The sequence below is a fragment of the Bacillus cereus group sp. MYBK101-2 genome (genome assembly GCF_051918845.1).
GTDB lineage: Bacteria > Bacillota > Bacilli > Bacillales > Bacillaceae_G > Bacillus_A > Bacillus_A paranthracis.
Genome location: NZ_JBQAIE010000008.1, coordinates 1 through 19,900, shown reverse-complemented (window position 1 = coordinate 19,900; position 19,900 = coordinate 1). Strand labels below are relative to the sequence as shown.

Genomic DNA, 19,900 nt, shown 5'->3' with positions numbered 1-19,900 from the left:
ATAAGATGAATATGCCAAAGCGCTACAGTGAAATGACACCATATGAGCTAAGGGAAGAAATTGGGCTTTTGAAAGAGCAAGCGATAAAAGCTGAGCAACTTGGAATTGTAAATGAGTTCGATGTATTAATGCGAAAGATAGCAATGGCTCGCGCTTATATGACTGACATAAACAAATTCCATATCGGTGAGACATATGAATTAGTAGAAGAACCTGGTATATTATTTGAAATTACGTATTTCAATGGGGTATTTGCTTGGGGACATAAGCAAAATGATAATGAAGAGATCGGAATCCCGATTTCTTTATTACAAGAAAAATAAAAACCAGAGAGCGAATATCTCTCTGGTTTTCATCTTTGGTAGGCGTTACAGGAGATAGGAGATTCTAAAATTGGCGTTTTTTACATTCATTCGCCAATATAATGAGAGACTGGGTTTGTTGCGTCTGTCCGTTAACTTGCGCTTTTGCATGTTTCGGACGAGTCCACGTATGGTTAAATAATTCAGAACGACTATCTAAGCGATCACGGTAGCTCATCTTTATCACCTCGTGTAGGAAGTTAAGTTACTTTGTTACTATTCTTCCTGCTGATTTGCAGCACGCATACGTTCTTGTGGGTGCGTGTTAATTGTGCCGTTAGGTCGCTTCGAAGCGAAGCGTGATTTCGCTTTCGGTTGACCGTCGATTTTGCTGTTGTTTTTTGACTCAGACCAAAATTCGGCTTGTTTACCCATTGCGAACGCCCTCCTCATCATCAGTTGATACCTCTTGAAGAAGTATCAATTATAGAATGTGCAAAATAGAAGAAACTATCCTTTAGAAATGAAGGGATAATTAGGTAAAGGAGATTAGAACATGAATGATATTTATGAAGCATTAACGAAAGAACTATTAGACAAAAATGACAAACTTTCTTACGCGCAAGCTCGTGCGTGGGTTGAATTACTGTGGGAAGATTTTCAAACGACTTATGCGAAATCAGGTCGTTATCAAGGAGAAGAAATGACTGAACAAGTGGTGCGATCATGGATTAATAATCATGGAGTACGCCTTCATGAAATGCGTACAAATAATCCGAAATATAGCCATTTAATCAATCAAGAAGATCATTTGAAACATTAAAAAAAGCGACTGAAGTCGCTTTTTTTAATGTGGAAGTAACTCCAGTTTTTTTCGAAGTTTTTCTTCACTAAAAATCCATCCTGTATAGGAACTAATAATATTTAAATTATGATCGAGTTGAACGATTGCAACGAATGGATAATAGTCTTTACTGCGATATCGCAAATCAATGAATCGAACTTCATAATAATGATCATAATCGAAAATGTCCCAGCGATATACAGGGGAGAAAGATAAAAATGCTGAGATGTTTTCATCTTGTTTAGCTGCGCGCATAATAGCATTATCTGGGAACGGTACCCGATCGAACTTATCATATACCATGATGTTACCACGATGCCATCTAGCAACGTAGTAATAATTGGTTGTAACGATTGCTAAATGATAATGATAAAATCGATAAGAAGGAGAAATAATTATCTTCTCAACATGTTTGAAACGTTTTTGTACAACGCTTCTTATATTTCTATGCATCATAATCCGTCCGATATAGTAAACAATCATCAATATATACGCTGCTAAGGCAGTATACCCTTTATGGGAACCTACGAGCATACAAGCAATTGCGAGTATATGGATGAAGAAAATGACGGTATCGAATGTATTAATGATACCTAGCGCTACCCATTTTTTTGTGAAGGGTCGTAATGCCTGTGTACCGTAGGCATTGAAAATATCTACAAAGACATGAAGAAAGACGGCAATAAATGACCAAAGTAGTAGATGCAAATATGGAGCGTCTGAAAAGAAGGCGAAAGAGATGCCACTTATAAGGAATGACCAAAGAATCACTGCAGGAATGGAATGAGTAATCCCGCGATGATTTCTTATATATTTAGCGTTATTACGCAATTTTAAAACTGTATCGATATCAGGAATATTGGAACCAGCAATTGTAGCGAGCATAACTGCTTGTGGCCCAATATCACTTTGTGCTATGGCTGGATCTAACGTGGCCAAGCTGCCTAGAGTAACGCCCATAACAAGGTGAGTGGCTGTGTCCATAGAAATCCACCTCCGTTTTTTATTAATGTAACTCTTTTTATTCGATACCTCAAGTCCTTTGCCTTCTATTTCCTATGTCATCTTACTTAAATTTTTTCCTAAAATCTTTATAATAGTACTTATATGCAAAAAAATGAGGGGGATCAAGTTTGACACTTGAAATATTAAATAATTTTAACATAGAGCAGTTTCAAAATGATTTAATTGGTTGGTTTGAAAAAGAGCAACGCGACTTACCGTGGCGTAAAAATAAAGATCCATACCGTGTTTGGGTTTCGGAAATTATGTTGCAGCAAACTAGAGTAGAAGCTGTAAAACCATATTACGCGAATTTTATGGGGAAGTTTCCTACTCTAGAAGCTTTGGCAAATGCTGATGATGAAGAAGTGTTAAAAGCATGGGAAGGTTTAGGTTATTATTCTAGAGCAAGAAATTTACATGCGGCCGTAAAAGAAGTAAAAGAAGTATATGGCGGGATAGTACCAAGTGATGTAAAGAAAATTGAAAAATTAAAAGGAGTCGGCCCCTATACAAAAGGTGCTATTTTAAGTATTGCCTATGGTATACCAGAGCCGGCAGTTGATGGAAATGTAATGCGTGTATTGTCTCGCATTTTATCAGTATGGGATGACATTGCAAAACCAAAAACGAGAAAAGTGTTTGAAGAGATTGTGCGTGAAATTATTTCGGCAGAAAATCCATCTTATTTTAATCAAGGTTTGATGGAATTAGGAGCACTGATTTGTATTCCTAAAAATCCAGCATGCTTACTTTGTCCTGTACGTGAGCATTGCAGGGGATATGCTGAAGGTGTTCAAAAGGAATTACCAGTCAAAAGTAAAGCAAAGGCCCCTACGATGGTACCGATTGTTGCAGGAGTACTTCAAACGGAAGATGGTCGTTACGTCATTAATAAACGTCCAAGTACCGGTTTATTAGCTAATATGTGGGAGTTTCCGAATATTGAACTTGGCGAAGGGATTCGTAATCAGAAGGAACAGCTTATAGATTATATGAAAGAAAAATTTGAGCTTTCGATTTCTATTGAAGAATACGCAATGAATGTACAACATACGTTTACACATCGTACTTGGGATATATTCGTATTTTACGGAAAAGTAACTGGTGATATTGTTGAAACAGATACATTGAAATTTGTATCGAAAGAAGCATTTGAGCAGTTACCTTTCTCTAAATCGCATCGTACGATTTATGAGAGTTGTGTTGAGAAAATTACAATGCAATAAACAAAAAAAGTGTTCCCAGGTTGGGAACACTTTTTTAATCGTAAGAAATTTTCGTCCCATGAGTCCAACTAGCATCACCTTCTTGTAAGCCGCCTCTTGATTCAATTTCTATTACAATTTCTTTGTAAATACTTTGACCTTCTGCATTTAAATACGGCAGAATCTGTTGTAATGAATGATGAAAATAAGCTAATTCATCTTCTTTCCATTCATTTTTTGAAACCATCGTTAGTTCAGTCATATCGCGTCCTATATACATATTTCCACCTCCATTTTCTATAGTTTGAATGAGTGACAAGAGATATATACGGAGATTAAAAAAAGAAAATCACGGATAGCTTCTAAGTGAATTGGTTACATTATTGGTTGTGGAGGTGAGAAAGATGAGTAAAAAACAACAAGGTTATAACAAGGCAACTTCTGGTGCTAGCATTCAAAGTACAAATGCTAGTTATGGTACAGAGTTTTCAACTGAAACAGATGTGCAAGCAGTAAAACAAGCAAACGCGCAATCAGAAGCAAAGAAAGCACAAGCTTCTGGTGCACAAAGTGCAAACGCTAGTTATGGTACTGAATTTGCAACTGAAACAGACGTGCATGCTGTGAAAAAACAAAATGCACAATCAGCTGCAAAACAATCACAATCTTCTAGTTCAAATCAGTAATGAAAGAAAAACACTTCTCTAATTCGAGAGAAGTGTTTTCTTTGTGCTTTGGTCATGGGAATGAAAATAAAACGAACGACATAACTTCTAATAAGTCAACAAATGTAGTCAAAGGAGAAGGAAGTTAAAGATTAGAAATATGTAATGAGGAATAATAAATGATAAATAAGTCCAAAAGGGGGTAAGTAATGAACGATTTTGATAAGTTGGTAGGAGAGCAATTGGAAACGATGGATGAGTTGTTGAAGTTACAAGCTCACCTAGAGAAGTATCAGCAAATTGAAATGAGCGAAAAGGATACGTGCGATAAAAAGGAATTACATTTTATCCGCCAAGAAATATATAGAACAGAATTAGCGCTCAAGCTATTACATGAGAAATTTGAAGAGCAAACAAATAGTGTGATTCAATCTTTTGAAACTGAAAAAATGATTTCAAATTTAGGATAAGATATATCGTTACCTTTAGGTGAAAGGTCCTTCTTTACATGGAAATGAGGAAGGACTTTTTTTATCCCACTTTAATGGGCAGTAAGACCCCCATCTCAAAATTCAGCGAAAGCAAAGGCGTTAGGTGGGGGCAGGCTGACCATAAAAGTCCGATTGGTGAGGGCTGATTAAAGTTTCACTTTATTCTCCTTTCCTCGTTTGGCCCCGTTCCCTAAGAAAGACTATGGATATGGTATTCAGTGTGAAATATAGAGTCTTATCGCTTTAGTTTTAAAATTTCGACAAAAAAGTTATAATAGAAAAAAAGTGAATGCAGTTCAAAGGGCATTTGCAGTTGAAGGAAGGGAGCATATATGGGATTTCCCAAAGAAGGAGAAAAAGTACAAATACATAGTTATAAACATAATGGCTCCATTCATAGAATGTGGGAAGAGACAACGATTTTAAAAGGGACACAAAGTCTTGTGATCGGAGCAAATGATCGTACAGTAGTGACAGAATCAGATGGCCGAACATGGATTACTCGTGAACCAGCAATTTGTTATTTTCATGCAAACTACTGGTTTAATGTGATTGGAATGTTAAGGGAAGAGGGCGTATATTATTATTGTAATTTAAGCTCACCTTTTGCATATGATTCTGAAGCGTTAAAGTATATTGATTATGATTTAGATATTAAAGTGTATCCAGATATGACATATACACTTTTAGATGAAGATGAATATGAAAAACATAGTCAAATTATGCAATATCCACCTGTAATTGATACGATTTTAAAACGAAATGTAGCACAATTAACACAATGGATTCATCAAAGAAAAGGGCCATTCGCACCAGACTTTGTAGATATGTGGTATGAGAGATATTTAATGTACAGAAATTAAAACAAACCTGCAGGGGATTTCCCCGCAGGTTTGTCCTATTAGAGGGGGGATTATGTGCAAGGTATAAAAAGATATTTGCAATTTGTTAAACCATATCGATGGCTTATTGCTATTACGATTATGATTGGTCTAGTTAAATTCGGCATCCCGCTCATTATGCCGTGGTTATTAAAGTATATTATTGATGATGTCATTCAGGGCGGAGGGTCACTTCAAGATAAGACGTCCCAACTAGTAACAGCGATTGGGATTGCTTTTTTTATTTTTGCAGTGTTAAGACCACCGATTGAATATTATCGTCAATATTTTGCGCAGCGTATCGCAAATACAATACTATATGATTTGCGAAAACATATTTTTGGTCATTTACAAAAGTTGAGTTTACGTTATTATTCGAATACAAAAACAGGGGAGATTATTTCGCGTGTCATTCATGATGTAGAACAAACGAAGGATTTTGTAATTACTGGTTTGATGAATGTTTGGTTAGACACGGCAACAATTGCTATCGCTATTATTGTTATGTTTTCTATGAATATAAAATTGACATTTGTTGCGCTATTAATTTTACCTATTTATGTAGTGGCAGTGAAATATTTTTTCGGGCGTCTTCGAAAATTGACGAAAGAGCGTTCACAAGCGTTAGCAACGATGCAAGGGTATTTACATGAACGTATTCAAGGGATGCAAGTGACACGTAGCTTTGCATTAGAAGAGTATGAAGGGAAGCAATTTGAAAAAAGAAATAATGAATTTTTGACGAAAGCGTTAACACATACGAGTTGGACGGCGAGAACATTTTCGGCAGTAAATACGTTAACAGATTTAGGGCCGTTACTCGTGATCGGTTTTGCGGCGTATGAAGTGATTCAGGGGCAGTTAACCTTAGGAACTATGGTTGCCTTTGTTGGATATATGGATAGTTTGTATAGTCCACTTCGCCGCCTTGTTAATTCCTCTACGACATTAACACAGTCTTTCGCATCGATGGATCGGGTGTTTGAACTGTTAGACGAAAAATACGATATTGTGAATGTACAAGGTGCGGTACAAACGAAAAAATTAAATGGTGAAGTGATATTTGATAATGTATCTTTTCGTTACAACTCGGATGAAAAAGAGGTATTACATAACCTTTCGTTAACTATATTGCCAGGAGAGAAGGTAGCACTTGTAGGAGCGAGTGGGGGAGGGAAGTCATCTCTTGCTAGTTTAATCCCGCGTTTCTATGATGTTTCTTCAGGCGCAGTTTATGTAGATGGGATAGATGTTAGAAAGTATGATATGAGAAATTTACGTAGTCATATTGGAATTGTACTGCAAGATAATTTGTTATTTAGCGATACAATCGGGGCAAATATTTTATATGGGAATCCGAAAGCTACAGAGGAAGAAGTAATTGCAGCTGCCAAAGCTGCGCAAATTCATGATTTTATTATTGAGTTACCTGATGGTTATGATACTGTCGTCGGGGAACGCGGTGTGAAGTTATCTGGTGGGCAAAGGCAACGTGTAGCGATTGCACGCGTGTTTTTAAAGAATCCATCGTTACTTATATTAGATGAAGCGACTTCCGCTTTGGATTTAGAAAATGAACGATATATTCAAGAGGCGCTTCAAACGTTAGCTGCTGATCGAACGACGATCATAATTGCACATCGATTGGCGACGATTACGCATGTGGATACGATTATTTACATTGAAGATGGTGAAATTAAAGAAACAGGATCTCATGAAGAATTAATGAAAAAAAGAGGATATTACCACAATTTATATCAACTTCAACATATAACAGAAACAGCTCCTTTAGCGTAAAAGGAGCTGTTTTTTATTCGTCTTCTTTTTTATCATCGATTTTGAGTTCTGCTTCTGGTTTATGGTATGTGTAGAAGCTATCCACAAGTAAATCTAAATGCTCTACTTCTTCACTATAGTTAATAATAGCAGAAATAAGAGGGAAGAGATGTAGCCATGTTTTATATGCCTCTTCATCATCCTTGTTTTGATATTCCATAAAGATATCAATTAATTCCTGTTTACCTGTTTCAACTTCATCAAGCATTTCAACAGATTGTTGTTTTTTTGCTTTACCAATAAATTTTAATAAAACTTGTTCATGATAATGTGTTAATGAATCAAGTTCGTTCTGAATAGATTCCTGGAATTCTTCTGGCATATAGCGCAGTTCGTTTTCAGTACGATGTAATGATTTTAACGTACTTAAAGCACGACTTGTCGTCGCTAACATTTGTCTGAATAAAACAAGCTTACGAATTTTTGCGAACTTTACTTTTTTCGTATAGCTTCTTTCTTCTTTATACAGCAAATAGTAATGGTTTAGTTTGATCATTTTTTCTTTCATACGATCAATATCAGTTTTTAATGTTGTAAAATCAGAAGCTTGCCTGCTATTCATTCGAATCCATTTTACAATTTCTTCTGTATTATCAACGATGCGATGATATAACTTTGTTTCGTATTTTGGCGGCATAAACACTAAATTTACAAGTGAAGCCGCAATAATTCCAACCATAATCGTCGCAAATCGAAGTAAGGCAAAACTAAAGAAATCTTCACCTTGATACTCCATAATAGCGATAACTGTTACTAAAGCAATTGATATTGTGTTTTCTAATCGTAATTGCAATGTAAGAGCAATTACTAATATACATGTTAATCCAATAATAAAAGGATTATGTCCAAAAGCAGTAGCGAATGCGATAGCGAATACCGCACCAATGACGTTTGCTTGAATTTGTTCAAGTGCAGTTAAATACGAACGGTATACAGATGGTTGAACAGCGAAGATAGCTGAAATTCCCGCAAATACTGGACTCGGTAAGTTAAGTAAAATACAAGCAAATAAAGCTAATGTGATGGCAATACCCGTTTTTAAAATGCGAGCACCAAGTTTCATACCCTTAATAAGATCCTTTCTCTTGTCATAATGAATGTACAACATGATACTATACATTCATTACAATATGTTAGCAAGTGATATTTTAGTGACGTTAATAAGAAATTAAGATTCATTTTATACTTTTTCCTAATTCTTTTTAAACATCAATTTTTAGTAAAAAAACCTGCTGAATTTCAGCAGGTTTCAAATTGTTACTATAGATTACTATGAGAAGTGTACTTCGTCAATTTTTTTCTTGAAGATGAAAATTAGGCATATCACTCTGTTGAGATAGATGGATCAGCCTGCTCTTTTTTCGGGATGATTTCAAAAAACTGTTGCTGCATATCATCGAATAACGGTGTCAATAAAGCAACTTCCTCGTATTGCTCATGTTCATTTAATACACGGATATAATCTAGTAATAACTCGGTCACATCTTGCACACCATTTTTACTAAGTGGTTGTAATGTAACATTTGCTCCTTTTGCGATTCTTCTTTTTAAGGCCTGTTCTGTTAAACCTAAGCTTGAATCATGGCGTAAATAAACAACACCGCCAGTCATACCAGCGCAAATCCATGGACCAGGATCTCCTAAAACAAGCGCGCGCCCATTTGTCATATATTCAAAAGCGAAACCTTTAATATTAGAGTATGCTCCTATATTCCCTTGTTCTTTTTCGCGGAGTGGCTTTATCATGCGTCCGCCAATTATCATGTCTGCTCCAGAGAGGCGAATGCCAGCGCGAGCATCAGCGTTACCTTGAACGTATAGCGCCCCTTTTTGTGCACCGTATCCAAAACCTTTTCCGACAGAACCGTTATAATATAGACCGTCTTTTCCTTTTGCTTTCGTTATATAAATACCACCACCAAAGGAGGTTTTACCAATACCATCTTGTGCGCCGCCGTTTACGTGTATAAATAAGTTCTCACTATTGTAAGCACCTAATCCATTTCCAGGAATCGAGCCATTCGTATACTTTAATGTAAGTGGTTCAAGCTTCGTGTCTTCATATAATTTACTACGAACGCGATAGCAAGATTCTAGACCGCCCATAACGCGTTGCTCTACGCCAACCCCTACTAATTCTTTCGAATGAGGGGAATGAACTGTTTCAAATTGTTTTTCTAGTACGTCTTCTGTTTTTGTGATAGATGGATGTTCTATCGTTTGTAGTAAATTACATAAGTCTAATAAATTTTCGCCTCGAACTTGTTCTAATAAATCGGAACGTCCGACAATTTCTTGTAAATTTGTATAGCCGAGATTTCCTGTTAATCGTTTTAGTTCTTTGCCAAAAGTAGTGAATAAATGTAATAATCCAGCCACGGCGCTTTCTAATTCACGCGGGACGAAGCGGCGTAATCCGTGTTCTTTCGCCTGAGCTTCAGATTCAATTTGTGTTGCAATTCCAACGTGACAAGTATCTAGATGACATCCGCGGCAAGTTGTACAACCAATTGCAATCATGGATAATGTACCAAATCCAATGCGGTTTGCCCCAAGAAGCATGATTTTTAAGGCATCATTCACACTTCGAATACCACCGTCAGCCCAAATTTCTACTTTATGTCTCATATTTGCTTCTAATAAAGCATTGTGAGCGGCTTTCACACCAATTTCTACAGGAAGCCCTACATGTTGCAATGCATGAATACGTGCGGCACCTGTACCACCATCAAATCCGCTAATGTTAATAAAATCAGCACCAGCTTTTGCGATACCGACAGCAATTGTTCCAATGTTAGGGACGACAGGAACTTTTACAGCTACTTTCGCAAGTTGATTGGCCGTTTTAATTTCTGTAATCATTTGAGCTAAATCTTCAATGGAATAAATATCATGGTTGTTAGAAGGTGAAATTAAATCTGAGCCAATTGTAGCGTTACGTGCTTCAGCGATTTTGGCTGTTACTTTTGAACCTGGCAAATGTCCACCTTCACCAGGCTTGGCACCTTGCCCAATTTTTATTTCAATTAAGTTTGATGAATTGAGTAGTTCGGCGTTTACGCCAAATCGTCCGGACGCGATTTGTTGTCCACGTGTATGTGGATATTTTCCAATCATATCTTTAATTTCGCCGCCTTCACCGTTCAAACTAATCATATTTAGCTGATCGGCTGCTTCTGCATATGCACGAAAGGCAATTTCATTTTGAGAACCGAATGACATAGAACTAATAATAAATGGTAAATCATGATTTTGAATACTGATGGACACTTCTTCAGCCGGAACGACATGTTTTGTTTCTTTCGTTTGAACAAGATGTCTAATTGCGATTGGGTTATTTTCTTCTAATTCACTTAATTTTTCACGGTAATCATCATAAGAGTTTCCCTTTGCGACATCACCGATTGCTTTCCAAATTCGCGGGAATATATGAAAAGATTTTCGCATTCTAACTTTAGGATTGTTATAATCATCTGCTCGCATTTGTGCATCTTCAGCAAGTGACTCAAGCGAGAAAGCTAAATTATTTGAACCGAAGAAATTCGTAATTTGTAATATGTTTGCGATTTCTTCATGTAATCCGATAGAAGAATAGAGGCGACCGTAACCGCGTAATTCATGAATTCCGATTGTTGAAATGACTTTCTCTAGCCCTTTATTAAGTGCATGATATAAATTCGTAATAGGTGTTTTCGTCCCATCATTTACGGTTGCAAATAATAAATATGGATTAATACTATCTGCTCCTAATCCATACAGTGTGACAATATCGTGTAAGGAGCGAAGGGCACCAGAACGTATAACGAGAGAGCAGTTTCGGCGTAATTTATTTTCGCTTAATATTTGATGTACTTTAGCGGTAACTAAATGCGGATCAATCCATAATCGTCCATTTAGGTGAGCATCAGCATCGTCTATTAATAATAGGGAAGCTCCATCGTTCACAGCTGTTATCGCTTCAGAACTAATTCGATTTAAGGCGCATTGTAAAGTTTCTGCCTGACTGAATGTAGCAGAGATTGTAGCGATAGAGCTATGAGTATTGAATAGCTGTATAAGTTGTTCGTACGTAATTGTGTGTAATTCTTCTGCAATAGATTGTGCTACGCTTCCTTCTAAAATGATTGGGGAAAGCATCTCAACTACAAATGGCTGTTTAGCACCAGCCAATAAACTTGGACGTTCGCCAAGTATCGTTCGTGTGGAGAAGTGTTCAACTTCTCGGTCACGATCGATTGCTGGATTTGTAACAACAGCTACACTCTCCTTAATGAAGTCAGCGATATTTCGTCTATCAGTATCGAGTGCAGCGAGTGGTGAGTCATGCCCAAGTGAGCGAATTGGCTCAACGCCTTTTGTTGCCATCTGTTCAAGAAGTTGAATATGTTCACGATCCCATCCGAAAGCAACGTATTGCTTCGTTTCAACTTGCATAGAATCACATAATCCTTGGATTTCTTTCGTTTCAGGGGTAGATAAGTTTAAATGATAATCTTTAGTATCCACTCGTTTTTTAAAACGGTCATATACTTGAGCTTGGTATTTGTCATATTCATAAAGAACAAGCTCATCTTGTTCATTCCACTTTAGTCCGACTTTTTCTCCAGGAGCGAGTGGTTTCGGTTCTGCTACATATTCAGTTGGAGATACAACTCCAGGTTCAGAAGAGAAAATATAAGAACTCTCTGTCTCTACTTTCCAAACTGGTCGTAGTCCGAGGGAATCGACGCTGAAAACAGCTTCATCTTTATAGCGTGAAATAATGCCAGCTGGACCTTGTGCAAAATGGCCCCATGCTTCACGTATATACGTATATAAATCTTGTAAATGCGGTTCATAAAGTTTAATTTCATTAATGATTGGTGGGAATAGTATATCCATTGCTTCAAATAAACTGTAGTCGTATTGAACAAGTAGAGTTTCTAAGGTGCGGTTTAAATCTTGGGAGTCGCTACCCCCAGCAGTAAGTGGAACGTGAATCATGTCAGCTTGATCGCGTAACTTGGCAATTGTGTTAATTTCACCATTATGTCCGAGAATGCTAAATGGTTGTACACGAAAAAAATTAGATAATGTATTTGTAGAATAGCGATTATGTCCAAGTGTCATAGTTGAAGCGATCAGCGGGTGTTGTAAATCATTGTAATAGGCCACAAGCGTATCACCAGCACCGAGAACTTTATATACAACATGATCACGACTTAAGGAAGCAACATGAATCGCTTCGTTTTCCTCTATTTTTATCGTTACTGAAAATAATGTTTGCTCAATATTTTTAACTTCATTTTCAGCGATAAGGGCAACTTGCCAAAATAAAGGTTCTTCTTGTTTACCAAGTGGACCGAGTGCATCGGAGTTTATTGCATCGTCACTTTCAAAAAGAATTGCAAAGTTTTCGTTGCTTAGTTGGGTACGAATATGATTTTTTAAATTAACTACATTTGCGTTTTTGTTTAGAAAAAAATGTCCAACGATAAAGTGGGGATGATCCACGATCGTTGGATTATATCCGCTACTTTTTAGTTTTTCACTCCAAAGTGCTTTTGGTACATCAATGTGAATACCGATTCCATCGCCTTCACCATTAATGAAACCAGCTCTATGATTCATTTTAACGAGAGATTGTATGCAAAGATCAATGTTTTCTTTTGTAGGAATTTTTCGTTTCTCCATAACGGAAACGATTCCACACGCATCATGTTCTGCATTTTTATAACCTCGAAATAAAGACGGTGTCCATGTATTTGTTTTATTGAGCATCCGTCAATCCCCCCTCTTATTGAAGTTTGAATAATCTTACTATTTAAGGCGTGAGCAGCCTTGCATACAAAGATAGTAAGGATATAAAAGAAAATTAAACAGATAATTATGAATAATTATACTATTAATGAGGAATTTATGAAATAGAAAAAAGGAAAAAAGAAAGGTGTGCTTTCTTTTTTCCTTTTCATGATGCGATTATTTATTGTCTGCTAAAGCAGCAAATGCTCTGCCTACAGCTTCGATTGTATATTCAATATCTTCTTTTGTATGTTCTGTTGTTAAGAACCATGCTTCGTATTTAGAAGGTGCTAAGTTAACGCCTTCTTGAAGCATTAGCTTGAAGAATTTGCCGAACATTTCCCCATCTGTATCTTGTGCTGCATCGTAATCTTCAATTGTATTTGTTGTGAAGTATACAGTTAAAGCACCTTTTAGGCGGTTTAATGTAATATCGATATTATGTTTTTCAGCCTGCTCTAAAATTCCTTTTTCAAGCATTGCACCAAGTTCATCTAATTTTTCATAAAGCCCTTCTTGTTGAAGAACTTCTAGACAAGCAATACCAGATGCCATAGAAGCAGGATTTCCTGCCATTGTACCAGCTTGATATGCAGGTCCAAGAGGGGCAACTTGTTCCATAATTTCTTTCTTACCACCGTAAGCACCGATTGGAAGTCCGCCGCCAATAACTTTACCAAGCGCTGTTAAGTCTGGTGTTACGCCAAGTAAGTCTTGAGCACCACCGTACATGAAGCGGAAAGCAGTAATAACTTCATCGTAAATTACTAGTGCACCAGCTTCGTGAACAAGTTCATTCACTTTCTCAAGGAAGCCAGGTTTTGGCTCTACAATACCGAAGTTTCCAACGATTGGTTCTACAAGAATAGCTGCTACTTCATGTCCCCATTTATCTAATGCTTCTTTTAAAGTTTCTACATTATTAAATGGAACGGTAATAACTTCTTGAGCGATACTTTGTGGTACACCCGCTGAGTCAGGAGTTCCTAGTGTAGAAGGGCCAGATCCAGCTGCTACAAGTACTAAATCAGAATGACCGTGGTAACAACCAGCGAATTTCATAATTTTTGTGCGGCCTGTGTAAGCGCGAGCGACACGAATTGTTGTCATTACAGCTTCAGTACCAGAGTTTACGAAGCGGACTTTATCTAATGCAGGCATTGCTTCTTTTAACATTTTTGCAAATTTTACTTCTAGCGCTGTTGGAGTTCCGTAAAGTACACCATTTTCAGCAGCTGTTGTAATTGCTTTTGTAATGTGCGGGTGAGCATGTCCAGTAATAATAGGACCGTATGCTGCTAAATAATCGATATATTTATTTCCGTCTACATCCCAGAAATAAGCACCTTTTCCACGTTCCATAGCAACAGGAGCGCCGCCACCAACTGCTTTAAAAGAACGAGAAGGACTATTAACACCGCCAACGATATGTTCTAAAGCTTCTTTATGTAATGCTTCTGATTTTGTGAATTTCACTACCATTCATCTCCTTACAAAAATCTATGTATTATTCTAACATGTTTTTCGAAAAGACGTATTGTTTGTGATAGAGAAGGCAGTTGGGTAAACTATTCGTTGTGACATTTAGGAAGGGGGTCCGGTTATGAAATCGGTAATTGAGGTACAAGGGTTACGTAAAGAATTTACAGCCTATTCAAGTCGTCCAGGTTTAAAGGGTGCATTTCGCGATTTATTAAATCGTAATTATAAAATAGTACCAGCAGTAAATGATGTATCTTTTACTGTGAAACAAGGTGAAATGGTTGGATATATCGGTGAGAATGGTGCTGGTAAATCAACGACAATTAAAATGCTTACGGGGATTTTGACTCCGACATCAGGAGACATTTTAGTAAACGGGATGAACCCGCATAAGCAGAGGGAAGAATTTGTAAGAACGATTGGTGTTGTTTTCGGACAACGCTCACAGCTTTGGTGGGATATTGCGGTACAAGAATCGTTTCGTTTATTAAAAAAAGTGTACGGTGTATCAGACGCTCAGTATAAAGAACATATGGAGCACGTGATCGAAACGTTAGATATTGGTCCTTTATTAGATAAGCCAGTTCGAAAGCTATCTTTAGGTCAAAGAATGCGTTGTGAATTAGCGGCAGCATTAATTCATAATCCGCCGTTATTATTTTTAGATGAACCAACAATTGGGTTAGATGTACTTGTGAAATTGAAAATACGTGAATTTTTAAAAGAAATGAATGAACGTTATAAAACAACGATTTTATTAACAACTCATGATATTACTGATATTGAAGCTTTATGTGAGCGCGTTATCATGCTGGATGAAGGCAATATTATGTATGACGGTTCTTTACATAATCTTCGTACGCAGTGGGGAGCAGAGAAAGAAATACATTTTCAGTTTGTCGCACCAGTTTCTTATCAGGATTTATCAATGGTTATGCCAGATAGTCATGTCGTTTGGTCGAAAGCGAAAGAGGAAAACGCGTGGATTGCCAAAATACCGAATGAAGAAGTTATTATTTCAATGCTTATTTCTAAAGTGGTACAAGCCTTTCAAATTAAAGATTTAAAAATTAACGAAGTGTCTACAGAGGAAATTATTCGTAACATTTATGAGGAAGGTATTAAACATGGGTAAGTACATTGAAATGATTCGAATTCGCTTTTTAATGATGCTTGCGTATCGTACAAACTACTATAGCGGGATTTTAATTTATACAATTAATATCGGCGCATATTATTTTTTGTGGCAAGCAATTTATAGCGGAAAAGAGAATATTGAAAGTTTATCTATTTCGCAAATGACTACGTATATCGCAATTGCGTGGATGGCACGTGCTTTTTATTTTAATAATATAGACAGGGAAATTGCGATGGAGATTCAAGAGGGACGTGTAGCGGTAGAACTGATACGTCCATATAACTATTTAGGGATGAAAGTGATGCAAGGTCTTGGTGAAGGAATATTTCGCTTTGCCTTCTTTTCAATTCCGGGTATGGTCATCGTTACCTTATTATTTTCATTGCAAATTACAACGAACTTTCAAACGTGGTTATATTTCTTCTTATCTTTAATATTTAGTTTTATTATTAATACACAAATTAATTTAATGACGGGAATGCTCACATTCTTCTTATTTAATAATAGCGGAATTATGTATGCAAAACGTGTTGTTATTGATTTGTTTTCAGGTCTATTATTACCAATTAGTTTTTATCCGTTATGGGCCCAAAAGACAATGATGTTTTTACCGTTTCAGGCTATTAGTTATATTCCGAGTATGATTTTCTCAGAAGGTATACAAGGAAGTAAATTGTATGAGGCATTATTATTCCAAGTAATTTGGGCCATTGTACTTATTATTCCGATTGTACTTATGTGGAGAACGGCGAGAAAACGTCTAGTTGTACAAGGGGGATGATGAGATGATATATATAAAACTATTTTTGCAATATGCAAGTCAATATATAAAAACAAAATTGGAGTATCGGGGCGATTTTATCGTTGGGTTACTTTCTGATTTATCACTACAGGCTGTTAATTTAATCTTTATTCTTGTTGTGTTTGGACATACGCAAGCATTAAAAGGTTGGAGTAGAGAAGAAGTCATCTTTATTTATGGTTTCTTTTTAGTGCCGTTTGCCATTTTCTCAGCTTTCTTTAACATATGGGACTTTAATGATCGTTACATTATTAAAGGAGAAATGGATCGCATATTAACGAGACCGATTCATAGTTTATTTCAAATTATTTTAGAAAGAATGGAGCTTGAATCTTTAATTGGAGCGATTACGGGAATGATTGTAATGGGCTACGCAGCAGTGGAGTTGCAATTATCTTTTTACTGGTACGATATCTTCTTATTCTTATTGATGGTAGGAGGGGGCGCACTTGTATACGGAGGGATATTTGTTACGCTTGCAAGTCTTGGTTTTTGGTCGGACGCGAAAAGTTCGATTATGCCGCTAATGTATAACATAGGGAATTATGGCCGCTATCCTGTTAATATTTATAACCGTGTGATTCGCTTCATTTTAACGTTTGTCCTACCATTTGCGTTTGTTGGAGTGTATCCAGCAGCATACTTCTTAAGAAAGACAGAGTGGAATAGCTATGCATTTGCAACACCATTTGTTGGTGTTATCTGTTTTACGATTGCAATTACTCTTTGGAATCAAGGGGTAAAAAGGTACCGTGGTGCAGGGAATTAATTATAAAAGCTTGTTTGTTTCTAAGGGATAAATCTAATGGCTGTCTCATACATATAAAATGAGGTGGAGGACATGTTATGGGGATTTATTCTATTAATTGCAGCAATTGCTATTTTGAGGAGTGTCCAATTGTTATGGAGTTCCTATTCGGATTCAACGCGTTTTTTTTCGCTGTATAATTTAGCTACATTATTTTTGATTTATACAACAGTATTGATTGCATTTGGATTAAGTTACGTTGTATTAGAGGAAATGGGTTTTGCAGTTTTGAAAGAGGATGGAGAAAGCTTAAACGCTCACTCTTTTCAACTGGTTGAAATTTGTTTATATTTTAGCGCAGTTACTTTATTGTCTGTTGGATATGGTGACATATCTCCGATTGGAATTGGGCGATGGATTGCGATTGGAGAAGCGCTAATTGGATATACATTACCGTTTGCTTTTGTAATGAGGTCTGTAATAGACAATGAAAAATAAGGAAGCATTTGTTATAGTAAAAGAAAAGAGTAGGAGTGATAACAATGATCACAGTAGGAGAAATGGCTCCAGAATTTACATTAGAGGGAAGTAACGGGGAACAAGTTCGCTTAGCTGATTTTCGTGGTAAAAATGTAGTTCTATATTTTTATCCGAAAGATATGACTCCAGGGTGTACAACTGAAGCATGTGATTTTCGAGATGCATATGGATTATTTCAAGAGAAGGACACAGTTATTCTTGGTGTAAGCCCTGATTCAGCGAACAGACATCTGAAGTTCATTGAGAAGCATGAACTTCCATTTGTACTTTTAGTAGATGAAGATCATAAGGTGGCGGAATTGTACGATGTTTGGAAGTTGAAAAAGAACTTTGGGAAAGAGTACATGGGAATTGAGCGCTCTACATTCCTTATTAATAAAGACGGTGAGCTTGTAAAAGAGTGGCGTAAAGTGAAAGTGAAGGGACATATTGAAGATGTTCTTTCTTATATAAAGTAAATCCATTGTGGAGATAAAATATATAGAAGTAAGGCGAGTGTCTATACATATTTTATTGTCTTACATAAAGTGAAGTGTAGGGCATACCTCCTCAGATGATAGTATTCCAAGTGCGATTATGTCGCACTTTTTTTCTATTGTAAATGCATAAAAAATAGGGAAAGATACATAAGAATAAGGCTATATACAAAAATAAACCACATACTTATAGTAGAAATATTGACGATTTATAAGAAAAGGAGTACACTCTTTATAAGAATTATAAAATAATAATCCGTATAGAATCGGGGTGCATGACGGTGGTCAAAGAAGAATTAAAAGAAGCGCTAGAAATGCTGAAAAATACGGGTGTACGCATTACTCCACAGCGTCATGCTATTTTAGAGTACCTTGTGGAATCTATGACGCACCCAACAGCGGATGAAATTTATAAAGCATTAGAAGGTAAGTTTCCAAATATGAGTGTTGCAACTGTCTATAATAACTTGCGTGTATTTAAAGAGGTTGGACTTGTAAAGGAATTAACTTATGGAGACGCTTCAAGTAGATTTGATTATGTTACAAGTCAACATTATCATGTGATTTGTGAAAAATGTGGTAAGATTGTTGATTTTCCTTATGGAGGTTTGGAACAGCTTGAAGAGGAAGCTGCGAAAACGACAGGTTTCGTTATTAATAGTCATCGCTTAGAAATTTATGGCGTTTGTCCAGAGTGTCATAAGGCGTAATATATAATAAAGAAAGAGGCTGACGGCTTTACGTCAACCTCTTTCTTTATTATATATGGGAATTACGTTAGGTTCAGAATGATTTAAAATGTTCAGTGGAGGATTTAATTAAGGATAAATACAAAAGGTGATTTCTTAGTTAAGAAATCACCTTTTCATGTTTAGTTTTGTAAGGATGCATTGTCTCCGTATATACTTATGACTTATAGCTCTTCTTATTATATTTTTCATCAAATTCTTTTCCTTCTAGATTTCGATCCATTGTTAAAGGTTGGTTGCAATGCATACATGCGTCGACACGACCGAGCATTTTTGTAGGTTTATCGCAGCTTGGACAAATAATTTGTACAGTTTTAGTAGATAACATACCAATCCAAAAGTAAACGACAGTACTAGCGATAACAGCTAAAAAGCCAACCATCATAAATGTTGTCATAATAATAATGTTCTCACGGAAAAAGACTCCTAAGTATGCAATGAAGAGGCCGATAAATACTAAACTTAATGCAAAGGTCCGGATTTTATTGATTTTGTTTGAATACTTAATGCTCATTCTCACCACGCTCCTATAACAATAATATAACATAAAATTTAGAATTTTCTATCGTATAGAAGTATGGTAAAGTGATAAGATATGAAATGCAGAAGGAAGGGAGATTATAATGATTTTTGAAACATGTTTTTAAACTTTTAACGGGATGTGAAATTTTTTTATAAAAAGTATTGACCATGTATGTACTGCATGATATATTAATAACCGTCGCTGATGCGGAAACGCAGAAAACGATAAAAAAGAAATTAAAAAACTTAGTTGACATCGAAAAACGAAGATGTTAACATAAGGAAGTCGCAATTGAGCGACTAAGTAGTTCTTTGAAAACTGAACGAAACAAACAACGTGAAACGTCAATTTTTATTTTAGATGCTAGACAAACTAACTTTATTGGAGAGTTTGATCCTGGCTCAGGATGAACGCTGGCGGCGTGCCTAATAC

The 19,900-nt window shown here is 36.4% G+C and carries 21 protein-coding genes; 13 read left to right on the top strand and 8 right to left on the bottom strand.

From position 1 onward, the window contains the following. The first annotated feature begins 5 nt into the window (after positions 1-5). Positions 6-323: a YfhH family protein gene (locus ACTFSI_RS16470; protein WP_001057032.1), complete on the top strand. Its 318-nt coding sequence runs from the start codon at positions 6-8 to the stop codon at positions 321-323. A 64-nt stretch (positions 324-387) separates the two neighbouring features. Here the strand turns inward: ACTFSI_RS16470 and ACTFSI_RS16465 are convergent, their stop codons facing one another. Both ACTFSI_RS16465 and ACTFSI_RS16460 read right to left on the bottom strand, forming a co-directional pair. Then, entirely contained in the window at positions 388-540 is a 153-nt protein-coding gene (locus tag ACTFSI_RS16465) for a YpzG family protein (RefSeq protein ID WP_000122093.1), read from the bottom strand. Between the two features lie 38 nt (positions 541-578). Next, positions 579-737: a small, acid-soluble spore protein K gene (locus tag ACTFSI_RS16460; RefSeq protein WP_000517891.1), complete on the bottom strand. Its 159-nt coding sequence runs from the start codon at positions 735-737 to the stop codon at positions 579-581. A 121-nt stretch (positions 738-858) separates the two neighbouring features. Between ACTFSI_RS16460 and ACTFSI_RS16455 the strand changes: the two genes are divergently transcribed. Then, positions 859-1,125 carry a YfhJ family protein gene (locus ACTFSI_RS16455; RefSeq protein WP_000998158.1) on the top strand — a complete coding sequence of 89 codons (267 nt, stop codon included), beginning with the start codon at positions 859-861 and terminating at the stop codon, positions 1,123-1,125. Between the two features lie 24 nt (positions 1,126-1,149). Here ACTFSI_RS16455 and ACTFSI_RS16450 read toward each other — a convergent pair whose 3' ends face one another. Continuing rightward, entirely contained in the window at positions 1,150-2,130 is a 981-nt protein-coding gene (locus ACTFSI_RS16450; protein ID WP_000379127.1) for a metal-dependent hydrolase, read from the bottom strand. A gap of 149 nt (positions 2,131-2,279) precedes the next feature. On the opposite strand from ACTFSI_RS16450, the gene mutY reads away from it, so the two are divergent. Beyond that, complete coding sequence (mutY, locus tag ACTFSI_RS16445; RefSeq protein ID WP_000171401.1) at positions 2,280-3,377, top strand: A/G-specific adenine glycosylase; 1,098 nt, start codon at positions 2,280-2,282, stop codon at positions 3,375-3,377. Between the two features lie 34 nt (positions 3,378-3,411). On the opposite strand, the gene ACTFSI_RS16440 is transcribed toward mutY, so the two are convergent. Further along, complete coding sequence (locus ACTFSI_RS16440) at positions 3,412-3,636, bottom strand: hypothetical protein (protein ID WP_000275444.1); 225 nt, start codon at positions 3,634-3,636, stop codon at positions 3,412-3,414. A 124-nt stretch (positions 3,637-3,760) separates the two neighbouring features. Here ACTFSI_RS16440 and ACTFSI_RS16435 point away from each other — a divergent pair, with 124 nt between their 5' ends. From ACTFSI_RS16435 to ACTFSI_RS16420, 4 genes are all read left to right on the top strand, one after another. Next, complete coding sequence (locus tag ACTFSI_RS16435) at positions 3,761-4,042, top strand: gamma-type small acid-soluble spore protein (RefSeq protein ID WP_000039045.1); 282 nt, start codon at positions 3,761-3,763, stop codon at positions 4,040-4,042. 188 nt (positions 4,043-4,230) lie between these two features. Beyond that, complete coding sequence (locus ACTFSI_RS16430) at positions 4,231-4,491, top strand: YgaB family protein (protein WP_000997582.1); 261 nt, start codon at positions 4,231-4,233, stop codon at positions 4,489-4,491. Between the two features lie 353 nt (positions 4,492-4,844). Next, a complete protein-coding gene (gene ntdP, locus ACTFSI_RS16425) occupies positions 4,845-5,375 on the top strand; it encodes a nucleoside tri-diphosphate phosphatase (RefSeq protein ID WP_000506628.1) in 531 nt (176 codons plus the stop codon). 54 nt (positions 5,376-5,429) lie between these two features. Then, positions 5,430-7,190 (top strand): ABC transporter ATP-binding protein, encoded by a 1,761-nt coding sequence (locus ACTFSI_RS16420; protein WP_044790792.1) that lies wholly within the window; start codon positions 5,430-5,432, stop codon positions 7,188-7,190. A gap of 13 nt (positions 7,191-7,203) precedes the next feature. Here the strand turns inward: ACTFSI_RS16420 and ACTFSI_RS16415 are convergent, their stop codons facing one another. From ACTFSI_RS16415 to hemL, 3 genes are all read right to left on the bottom strand, one after another. Beyond that, positions 7,204-8,292, bottom strand: coding sequence for an aromatic acid exporter family protein (locus tag ACTFSI_RS16415; protein ID WP_000765784.1), 1,089 nt, complete (start codon positions 8,290-8,292; stop codon positions 7,204-7,206). Positions 8,293-8,552: 260 nt separating this feature from the next. Continuing rightward, positions 8,553-12,989, bottom strand: coding sequence for a glutamate synthase-related protein (locus ACTFSI_RS16410; protein WP_044790791.1), 4,437 nt, complete (start codon positions 12,987-12,989; stop codon positions 8,553-8,555). Between the two features lie 198 nt (positions 12,990-13,187). Then, positions 13,188-14,492: a glutamate-1-semialdehyde-2,1-aminomutase gene (gene hemL, locus ACTFSI_RS16405; protein ID WP_000260536.1), complete on the bottom strand. Its 1,305-nt coding sequence runs from the start codon at positions 14,490-14,492 to the stop codon at positions 13,188-13,190. A 121-nt stretch (positions 14,493-14,613) separates the two neighbouring features. On the opposite strand from hemL, the gene ACTFSI_RS16400 reads away from it, so the two are divergent. The 6 genes from ACTFSI_RS16400 to perR all read left to right on the top strand — a co-directional run bounded on the left by ACTFSI_RS16400 (position 14,614) and on the right by perR (position 18,906). Continuing rightward, positions 14,614-15,627, top strand: coding sequence for an ABC transporter ATP-binding protein (locus tag ACTFSI_RS16400; RefSeq protein WP_000843643.1), 1,014 nt, complete (start codon positions 14,614-14,616; stop codon positions 15,625-15,627). Further along, positions 15,620-16,411 (top strand): ABC transporter permease, encoded by a 792-nt coding sequence (locus tag ACTFSI_RS16395; protein WP_044790790.1) that lies wholly within the window; start codon positions 15,620-15,622, stop codon positions 16,409-16,411. Before ACTFSI_RS16400 ends, ACTFSI_RS16395 begins: the two co-directional genes overlap by 8 nt. Before the next feature lie 4 nt (positions 16,412-16,415). After that, positions 16,416-17,201: an ABC transporter permease gene (locus tag ACTFSI_RS16390; protein ID WP_000639353.1), complete on the top strand. Its 786-nt coding sequence runs from the start codon at positions 16,416-16,418 to the stop codon at positions 17,199-17,201. Positions 17,202-17,273: 72 nt separating this feature from the next. Continuing rightward, complete coding sequence (locus ACTFSI_RS16385) at positions 17,274-17,678, top strand: potassium channel family protein (protein WP_000964350.1); 405 nt, start codon at positions 17,274-17,276, stop codon at positions 17,676-17,678. A gap of 44 nt (positions 17,679-17,722) precedes the next feature. Continuing rightward, a complete protein-coding gene (bcp, locus tag ACTFSI_RS16380; RefSeq protein ID WP_000633720.1) occupies positions 17,723-18,178 on the top strand; it encodes a thioredoxin-dependent thiol peroxidase in 456 nt (151 codons plus the stop codon). Positions 18,179-18,477: 299 nt separating this feature from the next. Continuing rightward, the gene (perR, locus tag ACTFSI_RS16375) at positions 18,478-18,906 is read left to right on the top strand and encodes a peroxide-responsive transcriptional repressor PerR (RefSeq protein ID WP_000237834.1); all 429 of its coding nucleotides are present in this window, start codon (positions 18,478-18,480) and stop codon (positions 18,904-18,906) included. Positions 18,907-19,102: 196 nt separating this feature from the next. On the opposite strand, the gene ACTFSI_RS16370 is transcribed toward perR, so the two are convergent. Beyond that, positions 19,103-19,459 carry a YgzB family protein gene (locus ACTFSI_RS16370; RefSeq protein WP_000025063.1) on the bottom strand — a complete coding sequence of 119 codons (357 nt, stop codon included), beginning with the start codon at positions 19,457-19,459 and terminating at the stop codon, positions 19,103-19,105. Positions 19,460-19,900: the final 441 nt, after the last annotated feature.

Excerpts from the sequence above, each read along its gene's own strand:
- ACTFSI_RS16460 (WP_000517891.1), bottom strand. The coding sequence starts at position 737 with ATGGGTAAACAAGCCGAATTTTGGTCTGAGTCAAAAAACAACAGCAAA.
- ntdP (WP_000506628.1), top strand. The coding sequence starts at position 4,845 with ATGGGATTTCCCAAAGAAGGAGAAAAAGTACAAATACATAGTTATAAA.
- ACTFSI_RS16470 (WP_001057032.1), top strand. The coding sequence starts at position 6 with ATGAATATGCCAAAGCGCTACAGTGAAATGACACCATATGAGCTAAGG.
- ACTFSI_RS16410 (WP_044790791.1), bottom strand. The coding sequence starts at position 12,989 with ATGCTCAATAAAACAAATACATGGACACCGTCTTTATTTCGAGGTTAT.
- ACTFSI_RS16390 (WP_000639353.1), top strand. The coding sequence starts at position 16,416 with ATGATATATATAAAACTATTTTTGCAATATGCAAGTCAATATATAAAA.
- bcp (WP_000633720.1), top strand. The coding sequence starts at position 17,723 with ATGATCACAGTAGGAGAAATGGCTCCAGAATTTACATTAGAGGGAAGT.
- ACTFSI_RS16385 (WP_000964350.1), top strand. The coding sequence starts at position 17,274 with ATGTTATGGGGATTTATTCTATTAATTGCAGCAATTGCTATTTTGAGG.
- ACTFSI_RS16400 (WP_000843643.1), top strand. The coding sequence starts at position 14,614 with ATGAAATCGGTAATTGAGGTACAAGGGTTACGTAAAGAATTTACAGCC.
- hemL (WP_000260536.1), bottom strand. The coding sequence starts at position 14,492 with ATGGTAGTGAAATTCACAAAATCAGAAGCATTACATAAAGAAGCTTTA.
- ACTFSI_RS16440 (WP_000275444.1), bottom strand. The coding sequence starts at position 3,636 with ATGTATATAGGACGCGATATGACTGAACTAACGATGGTTTCAAAAAAT.
- ACTFSI_RS16430 (WP_000997582.1), top strand. The coding sequence starts at position 4,231 with ATGAACGATTTTGATAAGTTGGTAGGAGAGCAATTGGAAACGATGGAT.
- ACTFSI_RS16415 (WP_000765784.1), bottom strand. The coding sequence starts at position 8,292 with ATGAAACTTGGTGCTCGCATTTTAAAAACGGGTATTGCCATCACATTA.
- ACTFSI_RS16395 (WP_044790790.1), top strand. The coding sequence starts at position 15,620 with ATGGGTAAGTACATTGAAATGATTCGAATTCGCTTTTTAATGATGCTT.
- ACTFSI_RS16450 (WP_000379127.1), bottom strand. The coding sequence starts at position 2,130 with ATGGACACAGCCACTCACCTTGTTATGGGCGTTACTCTAGGCAGCTTG.
- ACTFSI_RS16435 (WP_000039045.1), top strand. The coding sequence starts at position 3,761 with ATGAGTAAAAAACAACAAGGTTATAACAAGGCAACTTCTGGTGCTAGC.
- ACTFSI_RS16465 (WP_000122093.1), bottom strand. The coding sequence starts at position 540 with ATGAGCTACCGTGATCGCTTAGATAGTCGTTCTGAATTATTTAACCAT.
- ACTFSI_RS16455 (WP_000998158.1), top strand. The coding sequence starts at position 859 with ATGAATGATATTTATGAAGCATTAACGAAAGAACTATTAGACAAAAAT.
- ACTFSI_RS16370 (WP_000025063.1), bottom strand. The coding sequence starts at position 19,459 with ATGAGCATTAAGTATTCAAACAAAATCAATAAAATCCGGACCTTTGCA.